Origin of the sequence: Cellulophaga sp. BC115SP, from assembly GCF_009905545.1 — a bacterium.
Taxonomy (GTDB): Bacteria; Bacteroidota; Bacteroidia; order Cytophagales; family Spirosomataceae; genus Flectobacillus; species Flectobacillus rivi.
Map to the genome: position 1 here is coordinate 175,006 of NZ_JAAALB010000006.1, position 21,909 is coordinate 196,914.

Here is a 21,909-nt window from a genome sequence, read left to right on the forward strand (position 1 = left end):
TACATAGTGTTCTCGGTCAGATTCAAACACCTACCTTCCACAACGCGTAGAAGGTAGGCTATATAATTTCATTACTTCTTCTTCAACACAATCTGTTGGAGGTTACGTTGTTCTATCAAATCAAAGACTTGTCTCAAATCATGATATTCCTCCGCATAGAAATACGTTTTCTTAACAAATAGCTTGTTCATAAAAGCAATCTGGCTCCCATTGGCAAATATTTGATATGTATAATTGACCATTTTGTCGGGCGTAACAGCTTTTACAGATTTGGGCAATTCTTCTACCACATACCCTTCAGGAAGATTGATCATAATGGTAGAAAGGTCGTCCTGCAAATACCCAAAGTTGACAGGAAATTTGCGGTCTTTATTATGAAAAGGATTTTCGGTATCGATTAAGCCAAAGCTAGGTTTGATATACATACGCTCGCCAAGGATATTGACAGCTTCTGACACTTCGGCATCAATAGAAATAGTAAAAGCATCTTCATATTTGCTCTGACCTGTCACTTTAAAGGATTTGATTTGAAGGTTGGGATATTCCTTTTTCAGGTATTCACCTAAAGCTTTTTCACCTTCCTTCTGATAGACTTTACGCATAGCCATAGCTGCATACCCTTGAAAAAGTAAATCTCCCTTTATCTCAGCATCGCCATTGGCTTTTACGGTGACCAATACGCTTTGAGCGGCAGTATATTTTTCTTTCGGGGTAATTTCAACCCATTCTCCAGTACCCGAAGCTACGATTCTTCCTTGTTGATTAAGACAACGAAATGGCACGCTACCTGCTTTACACATAGGGTCGGTGGCATCTAATAACAACCATTGCTGATTAGGCATCAAAACGCCAGCTACCACATAGTTAAAGCGCTTTTCTAACACCTGTGTCTCATTGACCATACCATGATTACGGGTACTCAAAATCAGGGGTTGGGCTTCATATTTGAGTTCTTTCAAAATAGCTACTAGCAAAAGATTTAAGTCTGCGGAGTTTCCTAGCTTACTTTCCAATACCTTTTTACGAGTATTAGAGCCATACATACTTGCATCCCCATTCCAGAGTACTGCTTTTTGAACGTAATCAAGCACTTTGTTTAAATGCGCCAAAGTATCTGAATCTGTCCGTTTTAGGAAAGGTACAATATCTCTGACGGCGCCATCAGGTTTGGCAAGTTTACCAAACGAGTCATAGCCCAATAATGCTGCATCCAAATTTTCCCAAGTCAATGAAAAGTTTTTACTAATGCCATTAGGTGGTACATACGCCGCGATTTCGAACTGTATTTTAGCAGTAAAGTCCTCTATGGTAGTTGTGTAAGGCTCTTCTTTGATAGCAGGGGCATCTTTTACGGCTAAATGATATTCCGTACTTGCATAACTTGAACCTTCAAGCATGAGGCTCGATTGCTCTTGTTTGGAAATGACGAAAGGCTCATACCCTTGCGTATGTAATCTAAACATATAGAAATTAGGAGCATTTACCCAATACTCGCTCCAAAGCGTAGGAATCGAATGCTGAAAACGCCACGTAGGAATTTCGGTATCATAGTTGGATTGGATTTGATACGTAAACTCAACTACGCTACCTTCCTGAACATTGGGTAGTGTAAACTTGTGGGAAGTAAAGTTTTTGTCAGATTTGTTCTCAAAAATGGCTGTTTTTTCCAATTTGTCAACCTGAACTTTACCACCCACCAAACGGTACGTTGCCCCTTTGATTCCTGAAATAGATTCTTGATTTCCCCCTCGTGTTATTGTCTCGAAGGTAGCCCAATCATAACCAGATTTTTTTAAAATCTTGATTCGACGATGGTGGGTAAACATGGTCTTTAGACCAGAAGAATAGTAGGCATAAGTCAAGGTTGCATAGTCACAAAGAATCACTGCAGAGGCAGAAGAATCAATCGAGTAAACTTTGGCTTCGAGGTCTGATGTGGGAATATCACCAAATTTGATCGGTGATTTCTGAGCCAAAAGGCCGTTAAAACTGAAGATTAAAGCAATTAGCAATACCTTAAACTTAAGTGCAGAAAAATAATTCATTTTGTATGAAAAGTTAGTTTATTATTTCAATTTTAGAGAAAATAAAAAACTTCAGCAACAATTTATATAGAAATATTTACTATTTCTGATTAAGAGGCTTTTAGCGCTATTTATCAAAAATATTTTTGCTTATTTTATATACTTTTTTTTAGATTTTTTACAGATTAAAAAACACCCTAACGTTTAATATTTAAACGCTTCTGGAGTGTTTATACTGATTGTGTCGCCAGAGCTACCAGATTTTATTGAATATGACAATAAAAGAGTAACACAATCGGAGATAAATAACCTCCTCGAAGAGCTACAAAAAGCCTTAGAAACTGGTACAAAAACCTTATTTGAACATGAACAAAGGGTTTCGGCGCTTAGTTTTCAACGTGCCACGGCGCAGGGGCAAGGACAACAATATGAAGCAGCATTATCATTACTCCTAGAAACCCAACAGCTACATGAGCAAAATTATGAGTTAGTTCAACAAATATATGGTGCCTTACAGTTTACTCATGTGAATACACCATTTGAGGAAATCATAAAGTATTTCGAAGATTTTCTACCAATTGAAAAACAGCTTAAATCAGCCCTTCAACACTTACTCGAAGTCGAGCGTTGGCAGACATATTGGGAAGCAGAAGACCGAGTATCGTGTCAAACGTTTTTGGATGGAACTTTTGTGTATTTCAGCAATCCCGAATATGACACAAAAGCACTGAATAGTCTTTTTACGGCTATACAAATCTTTGAAAAAATGGAATGGAAGGTGTTTTTTGAAGAAAAACGAAGCTTTTTACAGGAGCAATTATTATACCTGAAAGAAGTGTTGAATTAAACTATTTCCTCTGTTGGCATAGGAATATTAAATGATACGATAAATTCTGTACCGATATTTTCCTCACTTTTTACCGAAATACTAGCATCATTAAGATCAGCAAACTGTTTGACAAGACTTAAACCTATCCCTAGCCCCTTTTCATATTTGGTTCCATACGTTGATATCCCTTTACCTGTCATCGTAAATAATTGTGAGAGTTTTTCTGGTGACATTCCAATCCCATTATCTTTCACAATTACAAACAAATGGGTTGAGTTTTTTTGATATAGTATTTCTACCTTTCCTTGAGGCTTGGTAAATTTGATGGCATTGGCTACAAGATTCTGAAAAAGGATATGTACTTGGTCTGGGTCGGCATAGATATATACAGGCTCAGTATACTCGTGTGTAAGCGAGATTTGTTTGTTTTCGGCAGTATTACTAAACACCTCTATAATCTGTTCCATTTTTTGACTCAAACAGAACTCTTGCTTTTGGGTTTTTAGACCTTCTTTTTGACTATTAGCCCAAGTCAGCAAATGGTCTATCATTTCGGAGGTGGCACTTACCTGTTCATAGATTTTATCTAAAATCATTTCCTTTTCAGCTTCACCCAAATAACCTGTTTTAAACATTCTAAAACTTGCTAAAATGGTAGCAAAAGGCGAGCGCAAATCATGACCTATAATCGAAAAAAGCTTATTTTTTGTTCTATTTGACTCCAAAAGCTCTGCATTCTGTTTTTCAATCAAGTGGCTTTGGGCTAAAATCTGTTCAGATTTTTCCTGAATATCATCATACAAGCGCTGTTTTTTACGCGTATTCCAAATATTTAATCCTAAAATAATAAATAAAGATGCCGAAACCGAAGCGATTAATATCATCAGCATTTGGCTATTAGCGGCCTTTTGCTGTACTACCTGATTTCTACGCATCAGAGCATCATTTTCGGCCTGCTTACGCTTGAGGGATAAGCTCGTTAACTCTATTTCTGTTTTTTCGTTAGAAAGACTATCACTATACTGTTTTTCTAACGTTTGATATCTGTAGGCTAATGCATCTTTTCCTGCAGCGTGATAAGCTTCATGAAGTACCTTAAGCGCCATGTGGATATCCCAAAGCGTATTGGTTTTTTGGGCAAGTTCTAAACCTTTATGGGCATACGAAACGGCATCGTTGTACTTCTTTTTTGAATATAAACATTTGGCTAAACCTGTGTAGGCAAAGCTATTCTCCCAATCATTCTGATACTTTGGATTCTTAATGACAGACGTATAATAAAAAACAGCTTCCTCTGAACGACCTTTCGAACAATAGAACTCTCCTAAACGATTGTTACTCATCGCAATAAGATGCTCATCATTATTTTTGATAGCAAGTTTTTTGGATAACTGAATATAGTAATAAGTACTATCTGATTGCTTGAGATCTTTACTCGCCAGAGCTAGATTGAAGTAGTTTGCTGCTAACCGTTGGGTGTTATTGAGCTTTTTATTCAGACTAATGGCGGTGTATAGTTCTTTTTTTGCTGGAATATATTTCTTTTGAGCAAGATAAATAAGCGCCAGAAGATTAGTCATACTAGCTTTACCATCCAAATCATGAATGTAGTCACTGATGGCTGAAGATTTTAGAAGATATCTTAACGAAAGTTCATAATCACATTTGACATAATAATATCGAGCAAGATTGGCAAGAGCCGTTGTTTGCCCTTTATCATATTTGATTTTTTCAGCAAGAATAAAAGCAGTATTTGAGAGTTTTATCGTATTTGCTGATGCACTTTGCATGTATTCATAGCCTATCGAATTTAGTAATTTAACAGCATTTGAATCTGGTGCTTGAGTAATACGAACAGAATCCCTTTTCCACACCAAAAGTAAGCTATCTAGCTTTTTTTGTTGTGAAAAAATTAAGTATGGATTTAGAAAGACGGTTATCAGTATTAATCGTAAAAACATCAGTTAGTACTTAGAGTATTGTAAACTCGGAATCAAAAGTAAGTTACAGAGTTTTTCCGAAAACACAAGCATTATTAAGCAGTCAAAATTCTTCATTTTTATTTTTTCACCTTTTTTAACGAAGAATAAACCAATTATATGAACAAAATAAAACATTAAAAATAAAATAGAATACGAACGCCTTTTAATAAGATTCATTTTTTATCATAAAATAGGGCTTAAAAAATTATTTCTAAGCCCTATTTCTTATACATTACTGCCCTAAATGTTCTACTTTTTGCCTCCTCGGAATGGTCAGCAGAGTTTTCTGTCGTCCATCGATATAGTGTACTTTTCCATTGATAAAAAGTCCCTGCTCTTCTAACATTACACGTACCTCTTTATTGCCCCATTCAGGGATTTTTACCTTGGCATTTAGTTCGACAGCATAGGCTGTATTCTCATTAATGGAGTACTCTCCCGTACCAGGCACACCACCTTGCATATCCCACATACCAATGGCAGGACCAGCTGCGTGTCCATGATACCCTACTGGGTGCGAATAAATCTGAGCAACCACACCATCTTGTTCGGCTTTGCGTAAGGATAATGCCAAGATTTGGTTCCCTGTCATTCCCACCTTAAAAAAGCCAGTCATGATATCCTGTAGTCTATTGCCAGCTGAAAACGCTTTATTCAAATAATCGGGTACTTGTTTTTCGTCTGGACGCAACACATACGCCATTTCTTGAACATCGGTATTAAGACGCAAATACGTAATCCCAAAATCACAATGCAATAAATCACCCGGCATAATCACCTCCACGTCGGGGCGACGGTCATACGGCCAGTTGACTTTGTCTGGGTCGGGGCGTTGAATGTCTACCGTTGGGTGAAACCATGTATCAAGCTTCAAGTCTGCCACTCGCTCACGCAAATACCACACCACATCGTCGGTAGTAGTAACGCCAGGAATAATGACTTTTTCAGAAAATGCCTCTGCAATGATTTGATGAGTGATTCTGTCTAACATCTCATACAACGCAATTTCACGTGGCGTACGAGTTTCGAGCCAGCCTACACAGAGGCGTTCGGCAGAAGTGACTTTATTTTTGTATTCAGCAGGCATATTGCTCATCAAAGCTTCATGTTCCGAATGGCTCAAACCATCGGCATGTGCATATTGCTCTGACACGTCCAATGCGATTTTCTTAGGCTTTCTTTCTTCGATGATTTGAATCAGGCGCTTCCATTGATTCGCTTCTTTTTCGGGTTGCCAAGCCGATTTAAAGATGGTACCCACATTATAGCGAGCCACAGCCAAAGCCTCAAGGCCTTGTGATTCGCCTTTGTCATAAATAACCAAAATTGTACGGCGACGAGCATTGAGCCAAGTGGATGGCAACATGGTTTTGATAACAGGATCTTCGTTATATTCTCTGGCAATGATGACCCACATATCGATTCCATTTTTGCGCATCAGATTAGGCAATACGCTTTTGAAACGTTCATCAAGCAATTCATCCTGTAATACAGCACGTTCTTTCAGCGGTAAAATTTTAGGAACTTCTTGGGAAAAGGCAGGAGCAATACCAAGCAGTATTGCCAGTAATAGGACAATTTTTCTCATGATAGTTTTGAAGTAAGTGAGGGTGAAAAACACCACAATTTGTTGATAGTGTGAATTTTCCCTAAATCTAAACCAGAATCATGAGTTTTGAAAATAGGAGAGCTATGTTGGACGATGTAATTATTTGAATAAGGCTACTTTTACTGAATTTTGTGGAAATTCAGTAAAAGGATATTTACGAACAACCTAAAGAAAATCTTTATTCCTCCTCATACTCTTCTAGTAAATTTCTTTCCCATTCTTCACCAACGGATGCTCTTTCGGCTTCTTCGCCGTATTCTAGGTCAAAAATCTCATTTAAGGTCTGGTCACTGCGGACTATCTCAGAAAGAGCTACCACCCGTATGTCTTCGGGCATTTGGTCACCCGTCAAAAACTGCCAATCTCCATCATGATCATGTACCACCCTTAAAATCGGTTTATGTTCTTCGAGCCATTGACGAGTCGTAAAAATGCTCAAATTGTGAGGTTCATTAAATTTGAATTCTACGTTTCTGTCGAGTAAAGGCTGTTTGTACAAAAACTCCTCTTCAAAATTTTCCTCCCAAGGGAATAAGTCGTTTCGGTCAGTCCAAATAAGCTCTAAAGCAGTAAACGTCTCACCTTGATAGTAGTTTAGCCCTGCACCAAAGTAGTATTCCAAATTACTTTGGTCAACAGTTAAAAAAGTAGCTTTACTGTCTTGAAAAATGTCTGTATAAATCTTTCCGTCTTCGAATATTGTTCCATTTTTAATCATAGACGCGATGTCATTGATTATTTCATGACCTAAACTGCTAGACAATCCAAAACAAATAATTTCTGGATGTTGGTACGTTTGAGTCAAGCCAATACTGTAAGAAAAAGAAGGTGAATAGTCGGTTGAGGTAACCGATATTACCTGAAGTCCAAATTGCACAATATCTTGCTTGGTTCGTTCCAGTAAGTCGTTTTTATTGATACAGTTATGTTCGTTTTTCATTTTAAAAGCAACCTAAGCATTAATTTAGAATCAAGCAATAATGTAAGATAAGATTGAATTACTAAGCTTTGGGCTATAAGCCATAGGCATTATGCTAAATGTCTCCATTATTTCATAAGAAGCACTTTTTAACTTTTAACCTATGACATAAAGCTTAAAGCAGGTAAAATTGGTTTAATTTTGCCACCTACTTACATCTGTTTCACAAAATAGGGACTTGAGGTGCTGCTGCGAGCTTCCCAAACTTTTTTGCCATTGAGCCAAATCACTTGCTGTGCTATGCCACATGGATTTCTCTCAAAGGAAGCCTCTAGAGTATCTATATCAGCATTACTCCATTGAATATAGGTGATTGGTTTTTCTACCGTTTCTGCATGATTGAGACTAACGCCAATTCTATATCTAGCTTCATCATCACGTTTATAGATTCTAAACCCTGAAGGATTATCTGCCATTGGATTACTTACTTCTTGGCTTTTCCCATTGACAACGAAGAGGATTTTAATGCCTGAGACTGGCAAACGGTTGGGATTGGATGGATTTAGTAAATCCTCATTTTGGGCATTAATTACCGAAAAGTCTACATTAGCTGAAATATTATAACAAAGCGGTACATCATCGATAGTGCTACAAGCCACAAAAAAAGAAGAGAGGATGATTAATAATAGGTTTTTCATAGGTATTGTGTTTAAGTTTTGATAAGTGTTGATTAAATTTTTTATAATCTTAAAATACAATGCATTTTACTTAATCCAAATATAGAACAATAGGGTTTAAAAACTGATAATTATCCTATCAAATACTGGAAAACTATTATACGGAATATGTCTGTTGATACAACAAAAAATATATTTATGATGAAGTAAATTGGCTGAATTAGCCTCATAGAAAATCGCTGATTACTCTTCTCTATGAGGTTCTATTCATAGCCATACAAATTACTTTCAGTCATTTAAAAACGATACTAAATAGTTTTGAATCTCTTTGCGTTGCTCATCTGTGGCATCATCATCCATATCATTATGTTTGGTGTTGGCTAAGGTGATTATTCTGGCACCAATCTTTTTTCTTTCTTCTTCCGTCGGCAAAACTCCTTCGTCTGCTGGTTGGTCGCTCGATCGTAGGGAATATACTTGGGGCTTAGCCGTTCTTGGCAATGCCATTCTTCTATTGTCTAAGGTTATAATCTTATGCACTATATTAGGATATTTTTGCGGGAACAAAGCCGTCATATCTCCCCCATTAGAATGCCCGATCAAGGTAATTTGATGATAATCTAGTTCAGGATGCGTCTTTTGAAGTTCATTAATCACAAACAGAATATTGTCGGCACCACGTTCCCAAAAAGGTCGTCGCACGATTTGAGGCTTACCTGTCGAGGGTATCAAACTATCTGTAGCAAGCTCGTGCTGAATACTAACGACAAAGAATCCTTTTGAAGCCAAGAACTCTGTCAAGTAAGAATACATCAGGTAATCTCCTCCTCTGTTTTGTCCATAACCATGACTAAAAATTACCAGTCTTTGCTTAGGAGTTTTCTTAACAGTTTTGGATTGGTAAATAGCAATAGGGATTTCTCGTTTTCGAGCTTGGTCATACCATTTCAGTGTATCAGGGCTAAAGTTGCTTTCTGACTTAAAAGCAATAGGTTTACTCAAATCTGTAAAAAAGCTTATGATGAGAACAAAAAGCAATTGATTCATTAGGTTGTGGGGTTATGATGGCGTTTAGGGTATCTCCAAGGTTAAGTTTCCATTCTGAGTATTTTTAGCATTTTCAGGAACTGACTGCCAGTTATCGCCATTAATCACAAACTTAAACTCGTGATTCTTTTCTTTCAGCTTAGACAGCGGTAGTGAAAACTGATAAATATTATTTGCAATATTCGTCATTTTATAGTCCAAATTTTGGGGATTCCAGCCATTAAATGTTCCTGCTATTGTGATGTATTGCACTTGAGATTTGTCGATATTTTTAGGCAATTCGAAGGTAAATACAACTTGACTCTTTTCTAGCTTATAACCATATTGGATTAACTTGACTCCTTTTTTATGCTCGATAACTTTCGTAAACGACATATTTTGAATCAACTTTAAATCGCTTTTAGGAACATACCCAGACTTAAGTAAGAAAGCTCGAGCTTTTTCATCTGTACTAACATCCATTTCAATAATATCCTTGATAGCTTGCTTTTTGTCTGTCGAACGGTCATAATAGGATTTACAAATTTTGTATCCCATAAAATACCCTAAATCTTTCATTTGAAGACCATTGATATTTCTCCCTTTGGTACCGCAAAGCCAATCAAAAAACTTACCTTTTTCATTAGAAGCAATAAACTTTTTAAACTCCTTCCAAACAGCTTTTTCATGCTGATAACCAAAATCAATATACCCATTGGGATAAGAATCTCGTAAGTTTTTTTGATTAATCACTTCTGCTATAAAATCACAAGCCCCTTCATTCAAACAATGCGCTAAAAGGGCATTGTTTGATTTTTTTTGCAGTGTATGAACATATTCATGCAGTACAATACTTACGGCCCAATCTGGTTTTTCACTCGCAACTACTTCAGAACCAATAAACAAATTATTTCCTTCAGGGCGTCCTCCAAACATACCCAACCCAAATACAAAATATACATTTCCTTCTACAAAATCAGGATACTGCTCTTTGAAGTACTTGAATTTAGGTTCTAAGATTCTCATTTGAGAAGGAAGATTATTTAGATAAGGGCGTATTCTGATAATGTTTTCCTTGCTTTGCGTCATTAAATCCACCCAGTGTTTTGCTGTAGCAATTTTGCCACCATCAACCGAATGAGTAATGGCATATTTGACACCCAAACTTCCTCTATCCAAGTATAATTGTTGCACGAAAGCAATTTGCTTTTCTTGGTCTGTTGTAGTTTGTACACTATCAAATGCTTGGAAAAAATTGTCGATATCTTTCGTATGAAAAACAGTTTGAGCATGAATGGTTGTGGCAAAAAGAAGAGAACATAAGTAGAGCCAACATTTTCTTTTCATAGTTTGAGGAGTTTTTGGTTTATTAAGCATTCGGCAATCATATACGCTAAGTTAAAAATTGTAATCTCCTTCACCTAAGGTTATTCATGCTTTATGAATATCCCCTACTCTAAAAGACCATTCTGTATGAATATCAAGATGTTGGCGTAAAAGCATATTGAGTTGTGCAGTATGGTGCTGGGTATGTCGGAGATTATAAAGTATGATTTCCAACATCGGATAATCCATATCCTCAGGCTCGTCGCCTTCTTTGAATCTCTCCTGTAATTCTTCCTCTGTCAAACCTTCCACAAGCTGTTTGCACTTCTCTCTGCTATGTTCAAGGTATTTTACGATTTCTTGTTTACTGTAATCTCGGTCAGGAATAAAATCCCCGATTGACTCTTCTGGTCTATCTTGTTCATCCTTTTGAGTAAAAGAAAGCATAGGAGAAAAATCACTCGGAGGAATAGTTGAATAGTAATCCAGAAATATGGCACTATGAAAAGCAATATAGTAAAAACGTCTATGAGTAGTAAAAAAATCATCAGGACAGCTTGACACAACATTGATGAGCATATCAATGCTTGCACCAAACTGATTCCATAGTATTTGTTGGAGGGTTTTGTACATGAGAAGGTGTTTTAGATAATTGAAACGTAGACTATTTCTACATTGAATTGAACAGCATTTCAAGACTTACATCCTCTTAAGCTTGTTTATCAAATAAAAGCCCCATATCTATCAATGTCTTTCTAAATGCTGGAGTATTGAAATCTACAAGTCCTGTCAAAATTCCTTTCCCTAAACCATAAATAAAAGGCCCAGGTCTGTCACTCTATCCGATTCCAAACTCTCTAGGCTCATACCCAGCTCTACGTCCGAGAATTCTTAGTCGTTTTTCTGGAGTAAGTTGTTCAATAATCAAATTTACGCAGGGATAGATTTTATCAGGAGATATAAAAACTTGATCCGTTATTTCATACACGATATTTTCTTTACCATTAACTATTTTTGAACCATATATTTGCCACAAAAACTCTAATTCATAGTCTGTATAGTCCCTTCCAGCATGCATTTGTGCATAAAGAATTAGCTCATCAATTGTTTTATCAACAAATTTTATGAAGTCTTCAAGGTGCATGGTGTATTAGATGTTTCTGTAAAGTTAAAATTCTCAAATCTCCATAGTGTATGACTAAGTCAAACGAAATGACAAGTGAAAGAGATAGTTTGGAACACTGAAATTGAAACGGTAAAAAGATAGTTTACAGAGTATAAATAAAGATTAACTTTCCCAAGTAATATGGTCGAGTTTTCCTTTTATATCAGTCTTAACTACCAATAATTGATTACAGGGCTCCCCTTCAATTTCAATCGAGTAATCAAAAACTACAGAGTAACCTATAGAAGCATTATCTGGATATAATCCAACTCTGATCAATATAAGTTTATTTAGTAATTGTTTTTCTTTTGAAATAGATTTGTCATTATAATCAATAATCTCTTGTAACTCTTCTTCAAAAAGCTCTTCTAAATAAAAAGTTATATAATCACGGGTTTCTCCTTTTTTCTTAAAATCTTTATTAATCTGTTTTCTATTTTCCTCATCAATTGCAGAAATATTATTTAGTATATGATTTATTTCTAGCGCTTGTTCTTCATCTATACTTTCATTTTCAAAGTTTATATCTAAGTTTAGAGCCTTATTACTATAGATTGTCTTAGTTCTATAGTCCTTTTCCAATTGAGTAATATTTATTACTCCAAAATAGGTTAAATCAAAAGTCTTCATTAAAGCGAGAATTATTTTTGTTTTTATAAATATAGTGATAGTACTAGAATGTAAAATTAGAGATTTTGAAAGTTTCCATATCCCACCCACCTTCCTTATTTTACAACTCTATCTCCAAAACTTAGGAAAAAACGCTGGAGTTTGACTCATATAGTCTAGGTATTGGGGTTTGGTTTCTACGAGTCTTTCTTCGAGTAGAGCTACGCCTGAAACTTTCATCAAGAGAAAAGTCATTAATAGAGGGCTTAAGACCGTCCAGCCTGCTCCTGCTGCGACAGCAAAACCAAAATATCCCCACCATAATACGGCATCGCCAAAATAATTGGGATGGCGTGTGTATTGCCACAAACCACTATCAAATACTTTGCCTTTGTTTTGTGGGTTAGCTTTGAATTGAGCTAATTGCCAGTCGCCAAGGGCTTCGAATACAAAGCCTGCCAACCAAACGATGCCCCCCAACGCATCGACCCATGTCCAGCCTGTAAAAGGTGTATGTTGGGTAAAAAAGAGGGGTAACGAAATCAACCAAAGCAATATGCCTTGTAATAGATATACCCTAAAATATGATCGCCACCAATATTTATCTCCATGTGCTTCGCGGAAAGCTTGATAGCGATAGTCCTCTCCTTTTCCATGATTACGGACTGCTATATGTGTCGACAACCGTATTCCCCAAATCGAGACTAATACGCATAACACTAGCGCCCGTGGATTGGAATCGGGTAAAAGTCCGTACCAGAGCCATGCCAAAATCACAAAACCCATTCCCCAAAATGAATCTATGATGCTAGAGTCTTTGATGCGTAAACTCCAAAGCCAAAGTAACGTAAGACAAAGCCATAGAAGTCCTGCACCCCAAGCCAAGGGTGTAAAAAAGTAAGATAATACGACCATTCCGCCCAACAAAGAAATAGCCATCACAAGCAATAAGATATTTTTCATAATGATATAGGAAGCAAAGTTTAAGTAGCAGGTATCCACCTAGCGATATACGAACTTTATATCTTATTTGGATTTTATCTGTTGGAAGGTTCAGGAAAGATTCATCATTGACTGTGTATCTTTCCTGAAAGCTGATAACCAAAAGCGCAATGCCTATCCACAATCCACATCGATGATAATACTGCTACCCTTATATTCTTTTCCAACCGAGATTGCTTCGATTTGTTCAGAGATATAATTTTTCACTGCTTTGAGAGGTAAGTTCTTTTCGAGTTTAATCATAATTTCATAAATAAACTGATTACGAACTCGTTCTACAAGCGGTCTTTCTGGACCTAAAACCCTTGCTGCACTGAGTTTTTCTACGAGTTTAGCCCCTAAATCCTTGGCAGCTTTGTCGGCCGTTGCATCTTCGGTATGTTTCACAATAATCTTAATCAATCTAGTAAAAGGCGGATAACGAAAGGCTTCGCGCTCTGCTATTTCCTGCGAATACATTCCCTCATAATCACTTTCAATGATTTGCTGCAAAATCGGCTGTTTAGTATTGTTCGTTTGTATTAATACATTTCCTCGAATCGACCTGCGACCTGCTCTACCTGCTACTTGGGTCAGCATCTGAAAAGCTTTTTCTGTAGCCCTAAAGTCTGGGAAATTAATCATTTTGTCGGCATCAAAAATGCAGACTAAACTCACTTTTTCAAAATCCAATCCTTTCGATACCATCTGTGTACCAACCAATATATCGACTGCTCCTTTTTCTACTTCATTAATCAAAGTTTGAAAAGCCGTTTTGGTACGTGTCGTATCTAAGTCCATACGAGCGATTTTGGCTTCGGGGAAAAGTAACTGTAATTCTTCTTCGATTTTTTCAGTACCATAACCTCTCGTTCGCAATTTGACCGAACCACAAGCCTGACAAGTGCGGTGCATCGACTCATGATAACCACAATAATGGCAACGCAACTCTTGTTCACGATAATGATACGTCAAGCTTACGTCGCAATTTGGACAAGACACTATTGTATCACAGTCATCACACTGTATATAAGGTGAATACCCACGACGGTTTTGAAACAAAATCGTTTGTTCTTTTTGCTCAAAATTCAGTCGAATGGCATCCAACATCATGTTTGAAAAATCACCCTTGACCTCCTTATTTTTACGAGCATACTTCACATCAATTAATCGAATATCGGGTAGCTGGGCATTGCCAAAACGTTGTTTCATCGTTACCAAACCATAGCGACCTGTCAAGGCATTGTAATACGTCTCGATGGCAGGCGTAGCTGAGCCTAGCAATACTTTGGCTTTTTGCTTATGCGCTATCACCACCGCTACATCACGAGCATGATAACGTGGCGCAGGGTCAAATTGCTTATAAGATGTTTCATGCTCTTCATCAACGATAATGAGTCCTAAGTTATCGAAAGGCAAAAACACCGCAGAACGTACGCCAATTACAAACTGGAATTTGCCAGAAATAACTCCTTTCCAAACTTCTACTCGCTCATTATCTGAAAATTTAGAGTGGTATATCCCCATTTTATCCCCAAACACCTTGCGCAAGCGAACTACAATCTGTGTCGTTAGGGCAATTTCAGGCAATAGATAAAGGACTTGCGAACCACCTGCCAATACTTGCTCTATGAGGTTGATATATACCTCTGTTTTGCCACTACCCGTAATTCCATGCAATAAAACGGTATCTTTTTCTTCGAAAGATTGCATGATTTCTGCCATTGCTCGCTTTTGTGCTTCAGACAATTCAGGCGTTGGAGCTTCCACAAAGTCAACATCTTCCTCAAATCGACTTACGATTACATCAAATTGTTCGAGAATACCATTTTTCAATAAAGTATTCAAAGAACTATCCGAAATTTCGGCTTTGGTTAGCGTACTTTTTTCTAAGCCTTTGGCATTGAGTGCTGGAGTGCGCAATACGGGTACATAACGCAAGTATTGCAAAATCACTTCTAACTGTTTGGGCGTTTTTTCAAGCTCACCCAACAAGGCTGTCAAATATCCAGCCTCCTCATAAAAGTGGTTGAGACGTACTTTTCGAATGATTTTGGGCGTATATTTTTCTTTGACTTCCTCAAAAACAATAATGGCTTGCTTTTGTACCAAAGCCTTAATAAGGTGATACACATTTTTGACATCGGCAAAACGGGCAAGTTCGTCGTAGGTAAGCGACTGATGTTTTTTGAGTTCTTCTATAATTACCCCCTCACGCTCTGTCAAAAGTTCTGGGCGGTCAAATTCTGGATTAAATTGTACTTTCGACAAGCTGGAGATTTTGAGTCCAGACGGTAACGCCACATTGAGCACCTCGCCCACGTGACACATATAATAATCTGCAATCCACTGAAATAGCTCTATCTGTTGTGGCGTGACCAGAGGTGCATCGTCCAATAATTCAAGAATATATTTGGCTTGATATTTTTGGGGTGGCTGATGATGTAAACGAGCAATAACAGCAGTTACTACTTTAGATTTTCCAAATTGCACAATTACCCTTGCTCCTACCCGAATATGCTGGGCAAAATCACGAGGGACTCGGTATGTAAACAAATTTGGCACCGCTACAGGCACGATTACATCGGCGAAGACGGTGTTTTCCTCTTGGAAATCTAGGGTGTTTTCTTGCAATAACATAATGCAATTTACAGTAAAAATCATTTTGGTCGGCTCGCCGACTTTCTTAAACTATGCTTTTGCTGTAGATTTGTTTTTTAGAGGGGATAGGGGTTAGGCAATGAGGGGACAGGGATTAGGCAAAAAGGCACAAAGTGGTTTTAGGGGATAGGGTTGAGGGTTTAGGGGAGGATTTTTTGATTTTAGGTTCAAAGGGGTCAGGCACAGAGGATGCTTTGCGTCTAATAAATCAAATATCAATGATAAAAAAGAGGATTGAGTAAATTGTAAATATATTCCATTTACATCCTTGGTTTGATAAACAAGGCATTGCGTGCCTACAAATAAAAAAATATTCACAAATCACTAAATCACCATTCACTAAATCACTCAATAAAACATGCTCATCTTTCTCTGTACCATGATTATTAGCTTTATGGGTTCGCTTCAGCCCGGACCGCTCAATATGTCGGTGGTACAATTAAGTCTGAATGATAATCCCAAAGGTGCGTTAAAAATGAATGTAGGTGGATGCATTCCTGAGTTTGTTTACAGTTTATTGGCGGCAGAAGGATTAGTGATTTTTCAGTATTATCCGTGGTTACTGACCTATTTGCAATGGGGAGTAGTTCCTTTGTTATTGATATTAGCCTATTTTACATGGGTAAGTAAACCTCAAACACATGCGGAAGATTTGGGAAAAACGCCCTCAAAAGCACATTTTTGGAAAGGCTTAATGCTATCTATTTTCAATCCACAATTATTGCCGTTTTGGATGATTGTATTGATTAATTATCAAACGTTTTCATGGCTAAAAGTACAGACTTATCCACATAAAATTGCTTTTGCTGTTGGGGCATCTGTCGGAGCTTTTCTGTTAAACTATTTTTACAGTCAACTAGCCTTGAAATACAAAGACCAAATTTTTGCTAAAATTCAACAAGAAACCGTTCAGAAATGGATGGCATATATTTTTATCATTATGGCTATCGCACAAGGTGGGAAGTTATTGAGTGAGCTGTGAATGGTGAATGGTGAATTGTGAGTAATGAATTGCTAATCATGAAAATAAAATCCTAACTATCAATACATTACACCTTTACCCTTTGTAACTATTCACTACAAAAAACTAAAACACTTTGCGCCTCTGTGCCTGAGTAACTGTTCACTTTACAAAAAACTAAACACACTTTGTGCCTCTGTGCCTCTGTAACTGTTCACTTTACAAAAAACTAAACACACTCTGTGCCTTAGTAACTGTTCACTAAAAAAAACACTCTGTGCCTTTGTGCCTCTGTAACTGTTCACTCATAAAAAAATGACTCATAAAAAAATACAATGGCCATTATGGCTCATCAAAATCTTTACTTACGAATATTGGACATGGTGGGCTTTTTATATACCACTCATCCCCTATTGGCTTTATCAGGCTTTTCGAACAAAATCATTGACCTTTTTTACCAATGCTGACCCGTGCATTGATTATGGTGGTTTTTTTGGGGAATCCAAAATAGATATTCTAAAGCAAATCCCTGCGCAGTATCTTCCTCAAACGATTTTTATCACCAAAGGATGTTCTTTTGACTTTGTATTAGAGCAAATCAAAATGTTAGAATATCCGCTTATTTGTAAGCCAAATGTGGGAGAAAGAGGTACAGAGGTAGAAAAAATTGTAGATGAAAAAGCGCTCAAAAACTATTTTGACGGCCATCCTATCGACTTTATTATTCAGGAATATGTCAGCTATGATATTGAGTTAGGCGTATTGTATTATCGTATGCCAAACGAGGAACGGGGCTATGTGACTTCGGTCGTAAAAAAAGAATTTCTATCGGTTATTGGCGATGGTGAATCAAGCATCGAAACTTTGATGCAACAAAGTACTCGCGCACGTTTTCAGTTGGAAACTATGAAAAAGCGATTGGGAATGGATTTTTATAAAATTCCACAGCGTCATGAACGAATTTTGCTAGAACCCATCGGAAATCATTGTAGAGGCACTAAATTTCTAAATGGCAATGAATTAATCAATGTACAACTGCATGAGGTTTTTAATAAAATTGCCAAGCCTATCGAGGGTTTTCATTACGGCAGATTTGATATGCGTGTACGCTCGATTCAGGATTTGTACAAAGGGCAGTATATCCGAGTGATGGAGCTTAACGGGGTAAGTGCCGAGCCTGGGCATATTTACGACCCCGAATACAAGCTTCTGAAAGCTTACAAAGATTTGGCTTATCACTGGCGCATTATTGCAAATATTTCTATTCAGCAACAAAAGCTAGGAATCAAGCCCGTTCCAACCAAAGTTTTATGGAAAGTTATCAAAGAACACTTCAGGAAGTGATGAGTTGGGCGTTATATATTGAGTGAATTGAGATTGAGTGAATGAGTGATTTTTCTTATAATCACTCCCCAAAATTATCGTATAAATCTGCGTAAATAACAGGAAAAATTAATAATATATCTGTGACACATAATGACCGTATCCTTTTGATTATGAACTTGTTCCGATAACTGATATACTGTTAACTGATAACTTCTTTTTACTTGAGAGAAAAGTAATTACAGAAAATCTATATATTGATATTGTACTTCGTTGGCATCTTTTACCACTTGCATAATACATTGGGTCATCAGTGTATTATTGCGGTTCATTCGCATATCATTTTGAATATCGCCATTACCTCCATTTTGATGAAAATCTAATAGTATCTCTGGACTTATTCCTATTGGATATTGATTTAATAATTGCTCAAACCAATGTTCTCTTTCATGACGAATTTGGGCATTATACAGCGTTGCCGACGACCAGATATGAGACTTCTGGGCATCTTTTTCTGTAACAAATAATTGATGACCATCCCATCTGATTTCGGTGAGAAAAAGCTCTTTTTGATGTTCTATCACAATCAAAGTAAAGTTTTCGATACCCTCAAAAAGGAATTCTTTTATAAAGGAAGATAGATTTTGTTTTTCGAAAAAAGCAGGAATAATCGTCCCTCTGCTTTGTCGATAAGGAGGTTGGTGAATATGGTTTTCGAATGCCCCATTCAATAAACATAAAGTAAAATTGTCGGAAGTAGCAATCCACGTACCACCTGCAAGAGCATCTTTAGGCATAAAAACGCTTGTATTGCCGATTTGATAGGCTTGTGGTGGTATAGCTTTCGGACGGGCAGTTGCCTCGTCACGGTTGTTAGTCAGAATAAAATTTTGTTCCCCTTTCGGCACAAATGTCAAAACGCACATGGTTGTAATAGTAGCTTTAGGCGATGGGCAATTCAATAGCCCCTAAGCCTCTGAAACTTATTTTTCTTTAAAACGAATAGTTGAATAGGCAACGCCAAAGTTTTCGGGAATTTCGATCGTTGGGAAAGCCTCATTCAATCCGATTTTGATAATGGCTAAATGATGAATGGTATGCTCGATAAGATATACCAACTCACGATTAAAACTCGTCGGAATCTCCAAAAGTTCCTCTCCATCATAGCTTGTTGCTAGCATGAGCATTTTGTCTTCTTCCCAAAAAGTAAGTTTACCAATAATAGCCCCAAGCACCTGTAAGGTAAAGTATCTATCCGTCTCGATTTGGACTTTTCTTTCTCGGTTATCGTAGTTAACCGTTCCAGAAATATAGCCTTTGAGTAAGCACTGATAAAACTCCACAATATGACGCACATGTTGCCCAATAGAGTTATCGTGAAGTTGTTTGAGAGGTTTTTTATACTGTTCATCACTCATCTGACCAAGCAAGTCAGTAAGTTGCGTAAGAACTTCTACGTTTGTTTGTGGTAACATTTTTAATAGTTCAGTGACCCTCTAGGTCGTCTAATTAATCAATTTATCTTTAAAAAGGGATAAGGTAATAAGGCAACAGGCACAAAGTGTATTTTGTAAAATAATACTTATCTCCTACTTAATTAAACACTTTGTGCCTTTGTACCCGTTGCCTTTGCCCCTAATACTCTTTACTTTTTCACATTCAATACTATCGAAATATCTACATTGTCGCTCATTCCTAGTGTTCCGCCACCTACTTCCCAATCTCTACGGTTGATGATGGTTGAGCCTTTAAAGATAGCGTTTTCTCCTTCATTGATAAAAGAAAATGGAAGTCGGATATTTTTAGTAATTCCTTTCATCGTCAAAGCAAAAGTACCTACAAAACTCTCTCCATTAGCTTCTATTTTGAGTGACTTCATACTAATAGTCGGGTACTTAACTACTTCAAAAAAACCTTCTTTTTCTTTCAAATGCCTGTTTCTTAAACTATTATCAGTATCTATAGTATTTGCTTCTACCGATCCATAGATAGATGATTGTGCCAAATGTTCGGGGTCAAAATGGATGGCACCTTGAAAACCTGACATTTTCCCGATTACTTCCGCTCCGAGCATCTTGATTTTGAAGGTAATATTTGAGCTCACAGGATGCCAGACTTGCGAATAACTTGTGCCTATACTAATCCATAAAATGATAAAATAAACGAGCAAACGAATCTTGGAAGAAATCATAGTCGTGAATGGGCTTAAAATACACTACAAGTTAATGAAGAATAACGAGAATTGTATGCGAGTAGAACAGGAAGGAGTTTTCTGAGGGTGGATTTGGGATATTTGATTGGGGAATTTTTCTCATTTTCAAATGAATTGAGTGGTTGAGTGATTGAACAACAGTATACTATTAATCTGATTACTGGACAAAATGAGAAAGGGGCGGACTTGGTCACTTAAATTTATTAATACAGTTTAAAACTGTCTAAAAAAAGTAAGTCCAAGACGAAGTTTTGAACTAGAGACTTCAATTTTGTCCTGTAATCAGACTATTAACCAATAACTACTTTTTACCTATTAGTCAAAAAGTAGGCTATGCTTCCGAAATCCAATATCAGAAATCCGAAATAAATGATGTGCATTCTCTCAATCTCAATTCACTCAATGTAAAGACGGAATTCCTTGGCTTGTAGCTACTGCAATTTTTGAATCGGCGGTACCATAGTACAAAAACCATTGATTTTTGAAAGATACCATTCCTTCTACAAAACATACGTTATTCACCTGACCTGTCATTTCATAAGGCTTGTTTGGTGTCATAAAGTATTTTTTAGAACGGTCTTTCAATACAGCTGGATTACTTGCATCAAATAACGCCTGACCTGCGCTATAAGTCATATCTGGCAAAGATTTATCGCCAGTTTGACCATTGTTGGCGCTATTATAAAGTAGAACAATACCTTTTGTAGTAAACAAAGCATAAGGTCCTGGTTCTACCAATTTGCTATCAAAATATCCTTTTCTTGGTTTTAACACAGACACCAATTGCCCTTTCGCATCTTCGACTGGCATCCAATTGAGTAAGTCTGTTGACGTTGCCATAAACAAGTCAGTATCGCCCCAATACATCCAATATTTACCATTGATTTTCTTAGCAATCATTTTGTCGCCTACCTTGTCAACTACAATTGCTCCTGATTTCGACCAAGTATTATGATGTTTTGGAGCCTTGAATACCAATCCATGCTTGGTCCATTTGCGCAAATCCTTCGAGGTAGCCAACATCAATCTGGCAGTTTTTCCGTCGTACGAAGTATAAGTCATGATATATTGTCCTTGAGCACTTTCCACAATACGAGGATCCTCGCAACCTCCCTCCCATTCGAGAGATTTTTGGGCATCATTTTCAGGGTAAAAAATAGGTTTTGCTTCTTTTTTGAAATGTAAACCATCTGAAGAAATAGCTAATCCTAAACGAGAAGTTCCTGCAAATTTGCCGATTTTATCTTCGGCACGATATACCAAATATACCTTGCCATCGCGCACCACAGCCGCAGGGTTAAATACATCTTTTTCTTCCCATTTGACCTCTTTTTTGAGAATAGGACAAGTAAAAACTTGTTTGTTGGAAGGTGTCAATACAGGGTTCACTGCATCGACTTTGGTAAATGGTGAAAATTGCCAATTGGCAACGTCAGAAAGAGAAAGAGGCGCATTAAAACTACTTAAACCTACGCCAACCAAGAGGGCAAGCGATGCCAAACTTATATTATTTTTCATAGAAAAGGGGATTTGAGGAATTGAATTTGACTCGAAATTTACAACAATGACCCTATAAAACAATAAGCCCACCCCTACAGGGCAGGC

19 protein-coding genes are annotated in these 21,909 nt (G+C 37.2%); 3 read left to right on the forward strand and 16 right to left on the reverse strand.

Annotation, left to right across the window (positions count from 1 at the left end; translation table 11 throughout):
- Window positions 1-71: 71 nt before the first annotated feature.
- Entirely contained in the window at window positions 72-2,045 is a 1,974-nt protein-coding gene (locus GVN22_RS07175) for a DUF3857 domain-containing protein (RefSeq protein ID WP_166550359.1), read from the reverse strand.
- 205 nt (window positions 2,046-2,250) lie between these two features.
- On the opposite strand from GVN22_RS07175, the gene GVN22_RS07180 reads away from it, so the two are divergent.
- Window positions 2,251-2,871: a hypothetical protein gene (locus GVN22_RS07180; RefSeq protein ID WP_166550360.1), complete on the forward strand. Its 621-nt coding sequence runs from the start codon at window positions 2,251-2,253 to the stop codon at window positions 2,869-2,871.
- Here the strand turns inward: GVN22_RS07180 and GVN22_RS07185 are convergent.
- From GVN22_RS07185 to priA, 11 genes are all read right to left on the reverse strand, one after another.
- Window positions 2,868-4,814 carry an ATP-binding protein gene (locus GVN22_RS07185; protein ID WP_166550361.1) on the reverse strand — a complete coding sequence of 649 codons (1,947 nt, stop codon included), beginning with the start codon at window positions 4,812-4,814 and terminating at the stop codon, window positions 2,868-2,870. The two genes, GVN22_RS07180 and GVN22_RS07185, sit on opposite strands and share 4 nt — an antisense overlap.
- Before the next feature lie 253 nt (window positions 4,815-5,067).
- Window positions 5,068-6,423: a M24 family metallopeptidase gene (locus GVN22_RS07190; RefSeq protein WP_166550362.1), complete on the reverse strand. Its 1,356-nt coding sequence runs from the start codon at window positions 6,421-6,423 to the stop codon at window positions 5,068-5,070.
- A gap of 199 nt (window positions 6,424-6,622) precedes the next feature.
- Complete coding sequence (locus tag GVN22_RS07195) at window positions 6,623-7,384, reverse strand: DUF4262 domain-containing protein (RefSeq protein WP_166550363.1); 762 nt, start codon at window positions 7,382-7,384, stop codon at window positions 6,623-6,625.
- Between the two features lie 191 nt (window positions 7,385-7,575).
- A complete protein-coding gene (locus GVN22_RS07200; protein ID WP_166550364.1) occupies window positions 7,576-8,061 on the reverse strand; it encodes a hypothetical protein in 486 nt (161 codons plus the stop codon).
- 267 nt (window positions 8,062-8,328) lie between these two features.
- Window positions 8,329-9,087, reverse strand: a complete 759-nt coding sequence (locus GVN22_RS07205) for an alpha/beta fold hydrolase (RefSeq protein ID WP_166550365.1) — start codon at window positions 9,085-9,087, stop codon at window positions 8,329-8,331.
- Between the two features lie 24 nt (window positions 9,088-9,111).
- Window positions 9,112-10,413 carry a hypothetical protein gene (locus GVN22_RS07210; RefSeq protein ID WP_166550366.1) on the reverse strand — a complete coding sequence of 434 codons (1,302 nt, stop codon included), beginning with the start codon at window positions 10,411-10,413 and terminating at the stop codon, window positions 9,112-9,114.
- Between the two features lie 84 nt (window positions 10,414-10,497).
- Entirely contained in the window at window positions 10,498-11,025 is a 528-nt protein-coding gene (locus GVN22_RS07215) for a DinB family protein (RefSeq protein ID WP_166550367.1), read from the reverse strand.
- 205 nt (window positions 11,026-11,230) lie between these two features.
- Window positions 11,231-11,536, reverse strand: coding sequence for a hypothetical protein (locus tag GVN22_RS07220; protein ID WP_166550368.1), 306 nt, complete (start codon window positions 11,534-11,536; stop codon window positions 11,231-11,233).
- Window positions 11,537-11,680: 144 nt separating this feature from the next.
- Window positions 11,681-12,187 carry a DUF2004 domain-containing protein gene (locus GVN22_RS07225; protein ID WP_166550369.1) on the reverse strand — a complete coding sequence of 169 codons (507 nt, stop codon included), beginning with the start codon at window positions 12,185-12,187 and terminating at the stop codon, window positions 11,681-11,683.
- A 108-nt stretch (window positions 12,188-12,295) separates the two neighbouring features.
- The gene (locus GVN22_RS07230; protein WP_205690808.1) at window positions 12,296-13,129 is read right to left on the reverse strand and encodes a DUF1295 domain-containing protein; all 834 of its coding nucleotides are present in this window, start codon (window positions 13,127-13,129) and stop codon (window positions 12,296-12,298) included.
- 153 nt (window positions 13,130-13,282) lie between these two features.
- Entirely contained in the window at window positions 13,283-15,787 is a 2,505-nt protein-coding gene (gene priA, locus GVN22_RS07235; RefSeq protein ID WP_166550370.1) for a primosomal protein N', read from the reverse strand.
- 379 nt (window positions 15,788-16,166) lie between these two features.
- Here priA and GVN22_RS07240 point away from each other — a divergent pair, with 379 nt between their 5' ends.
- A complete protein-coding gene (locus tag GVN22_RS07240) occupies window positions 16,167-16,790 on the forward strand; it encodes a LysE family translocator (RefSeq protein WP_166550371.1) in 624 nt (207 codons plus the stop codon).
- 294 nt (window positions 16,791-17,084) lie between these two features.
- A complete protein-coding gene (locus GVN22_RS07245; RefSeq protein WP_205690809.1) occupies window positions 17,085-18,113 on the forward strand; it encodes a hypothetical protein in 1,029 nt (342 codons plus the stop codon).
- A gap of 218 nt (window positions 18,114-18,331) precedes the next feature.
- On the opposite strand, the gene GVN22_RS07250 is transcribed toward GVN22_RS07245, so the two are convergent.
- The 4 genes from GVN22_RS07250 to GVN22_RS07265 form a co-directional block, all read right to left on the reverse strand.
- Complete coding sequence (locus GVN22_RS07250; RefSeq protein WP_166550372.1) at window positions 18,332-19,018, reverse strand: NRDE family protein; 687 nt, start codon at window positions 19,016-19,018, stop codon at window positions 18,332-18,334.
- A 57-nt stretch (window positions 19,019-19,075) separates the two neighbouring features.
- Window positions 19,076-19,567 carry a DinB family protein gene (locus tag GVN22_RS07255; RefSeq protein WP_166550373.1) on the reverse strand — a complete coding sequence of 164 codons (492 nt, stop codon included), beginning with the start codon at window positions 19,565-19,567 and terminating at the stop codon, window positions 19,076-19,078.
- 170 nt (window positions 19,568-19,737) lie between these two features.
- On the reverse strand, window positions 19,738-20,283 hold the full coding sequence (locus GVN22_RS07260) for a YceI family protein (RefSeq protein WP_166550374.1): 546 nt from the start codon (window positions 20,281-20,283) through the stop codon (window positions 19,738-19,740).
- Between the two features lie 420 nt (window positions 20,284-20,703).
- Window positions 20,704-21,822: a glycoside hydrolase family 130 protein gene (locus tag GVN22_RS07265; protein WP_166550375.1), complete on the reverse strand. Its 1,119-nt coding sequence runs from the start codon at window positions 21,820-21,822 to the stop codon at window positions 20,704-20,706.
- Between the last annotated feature and the right edge of the window lie 87 nt (window positions 21,823-21,909).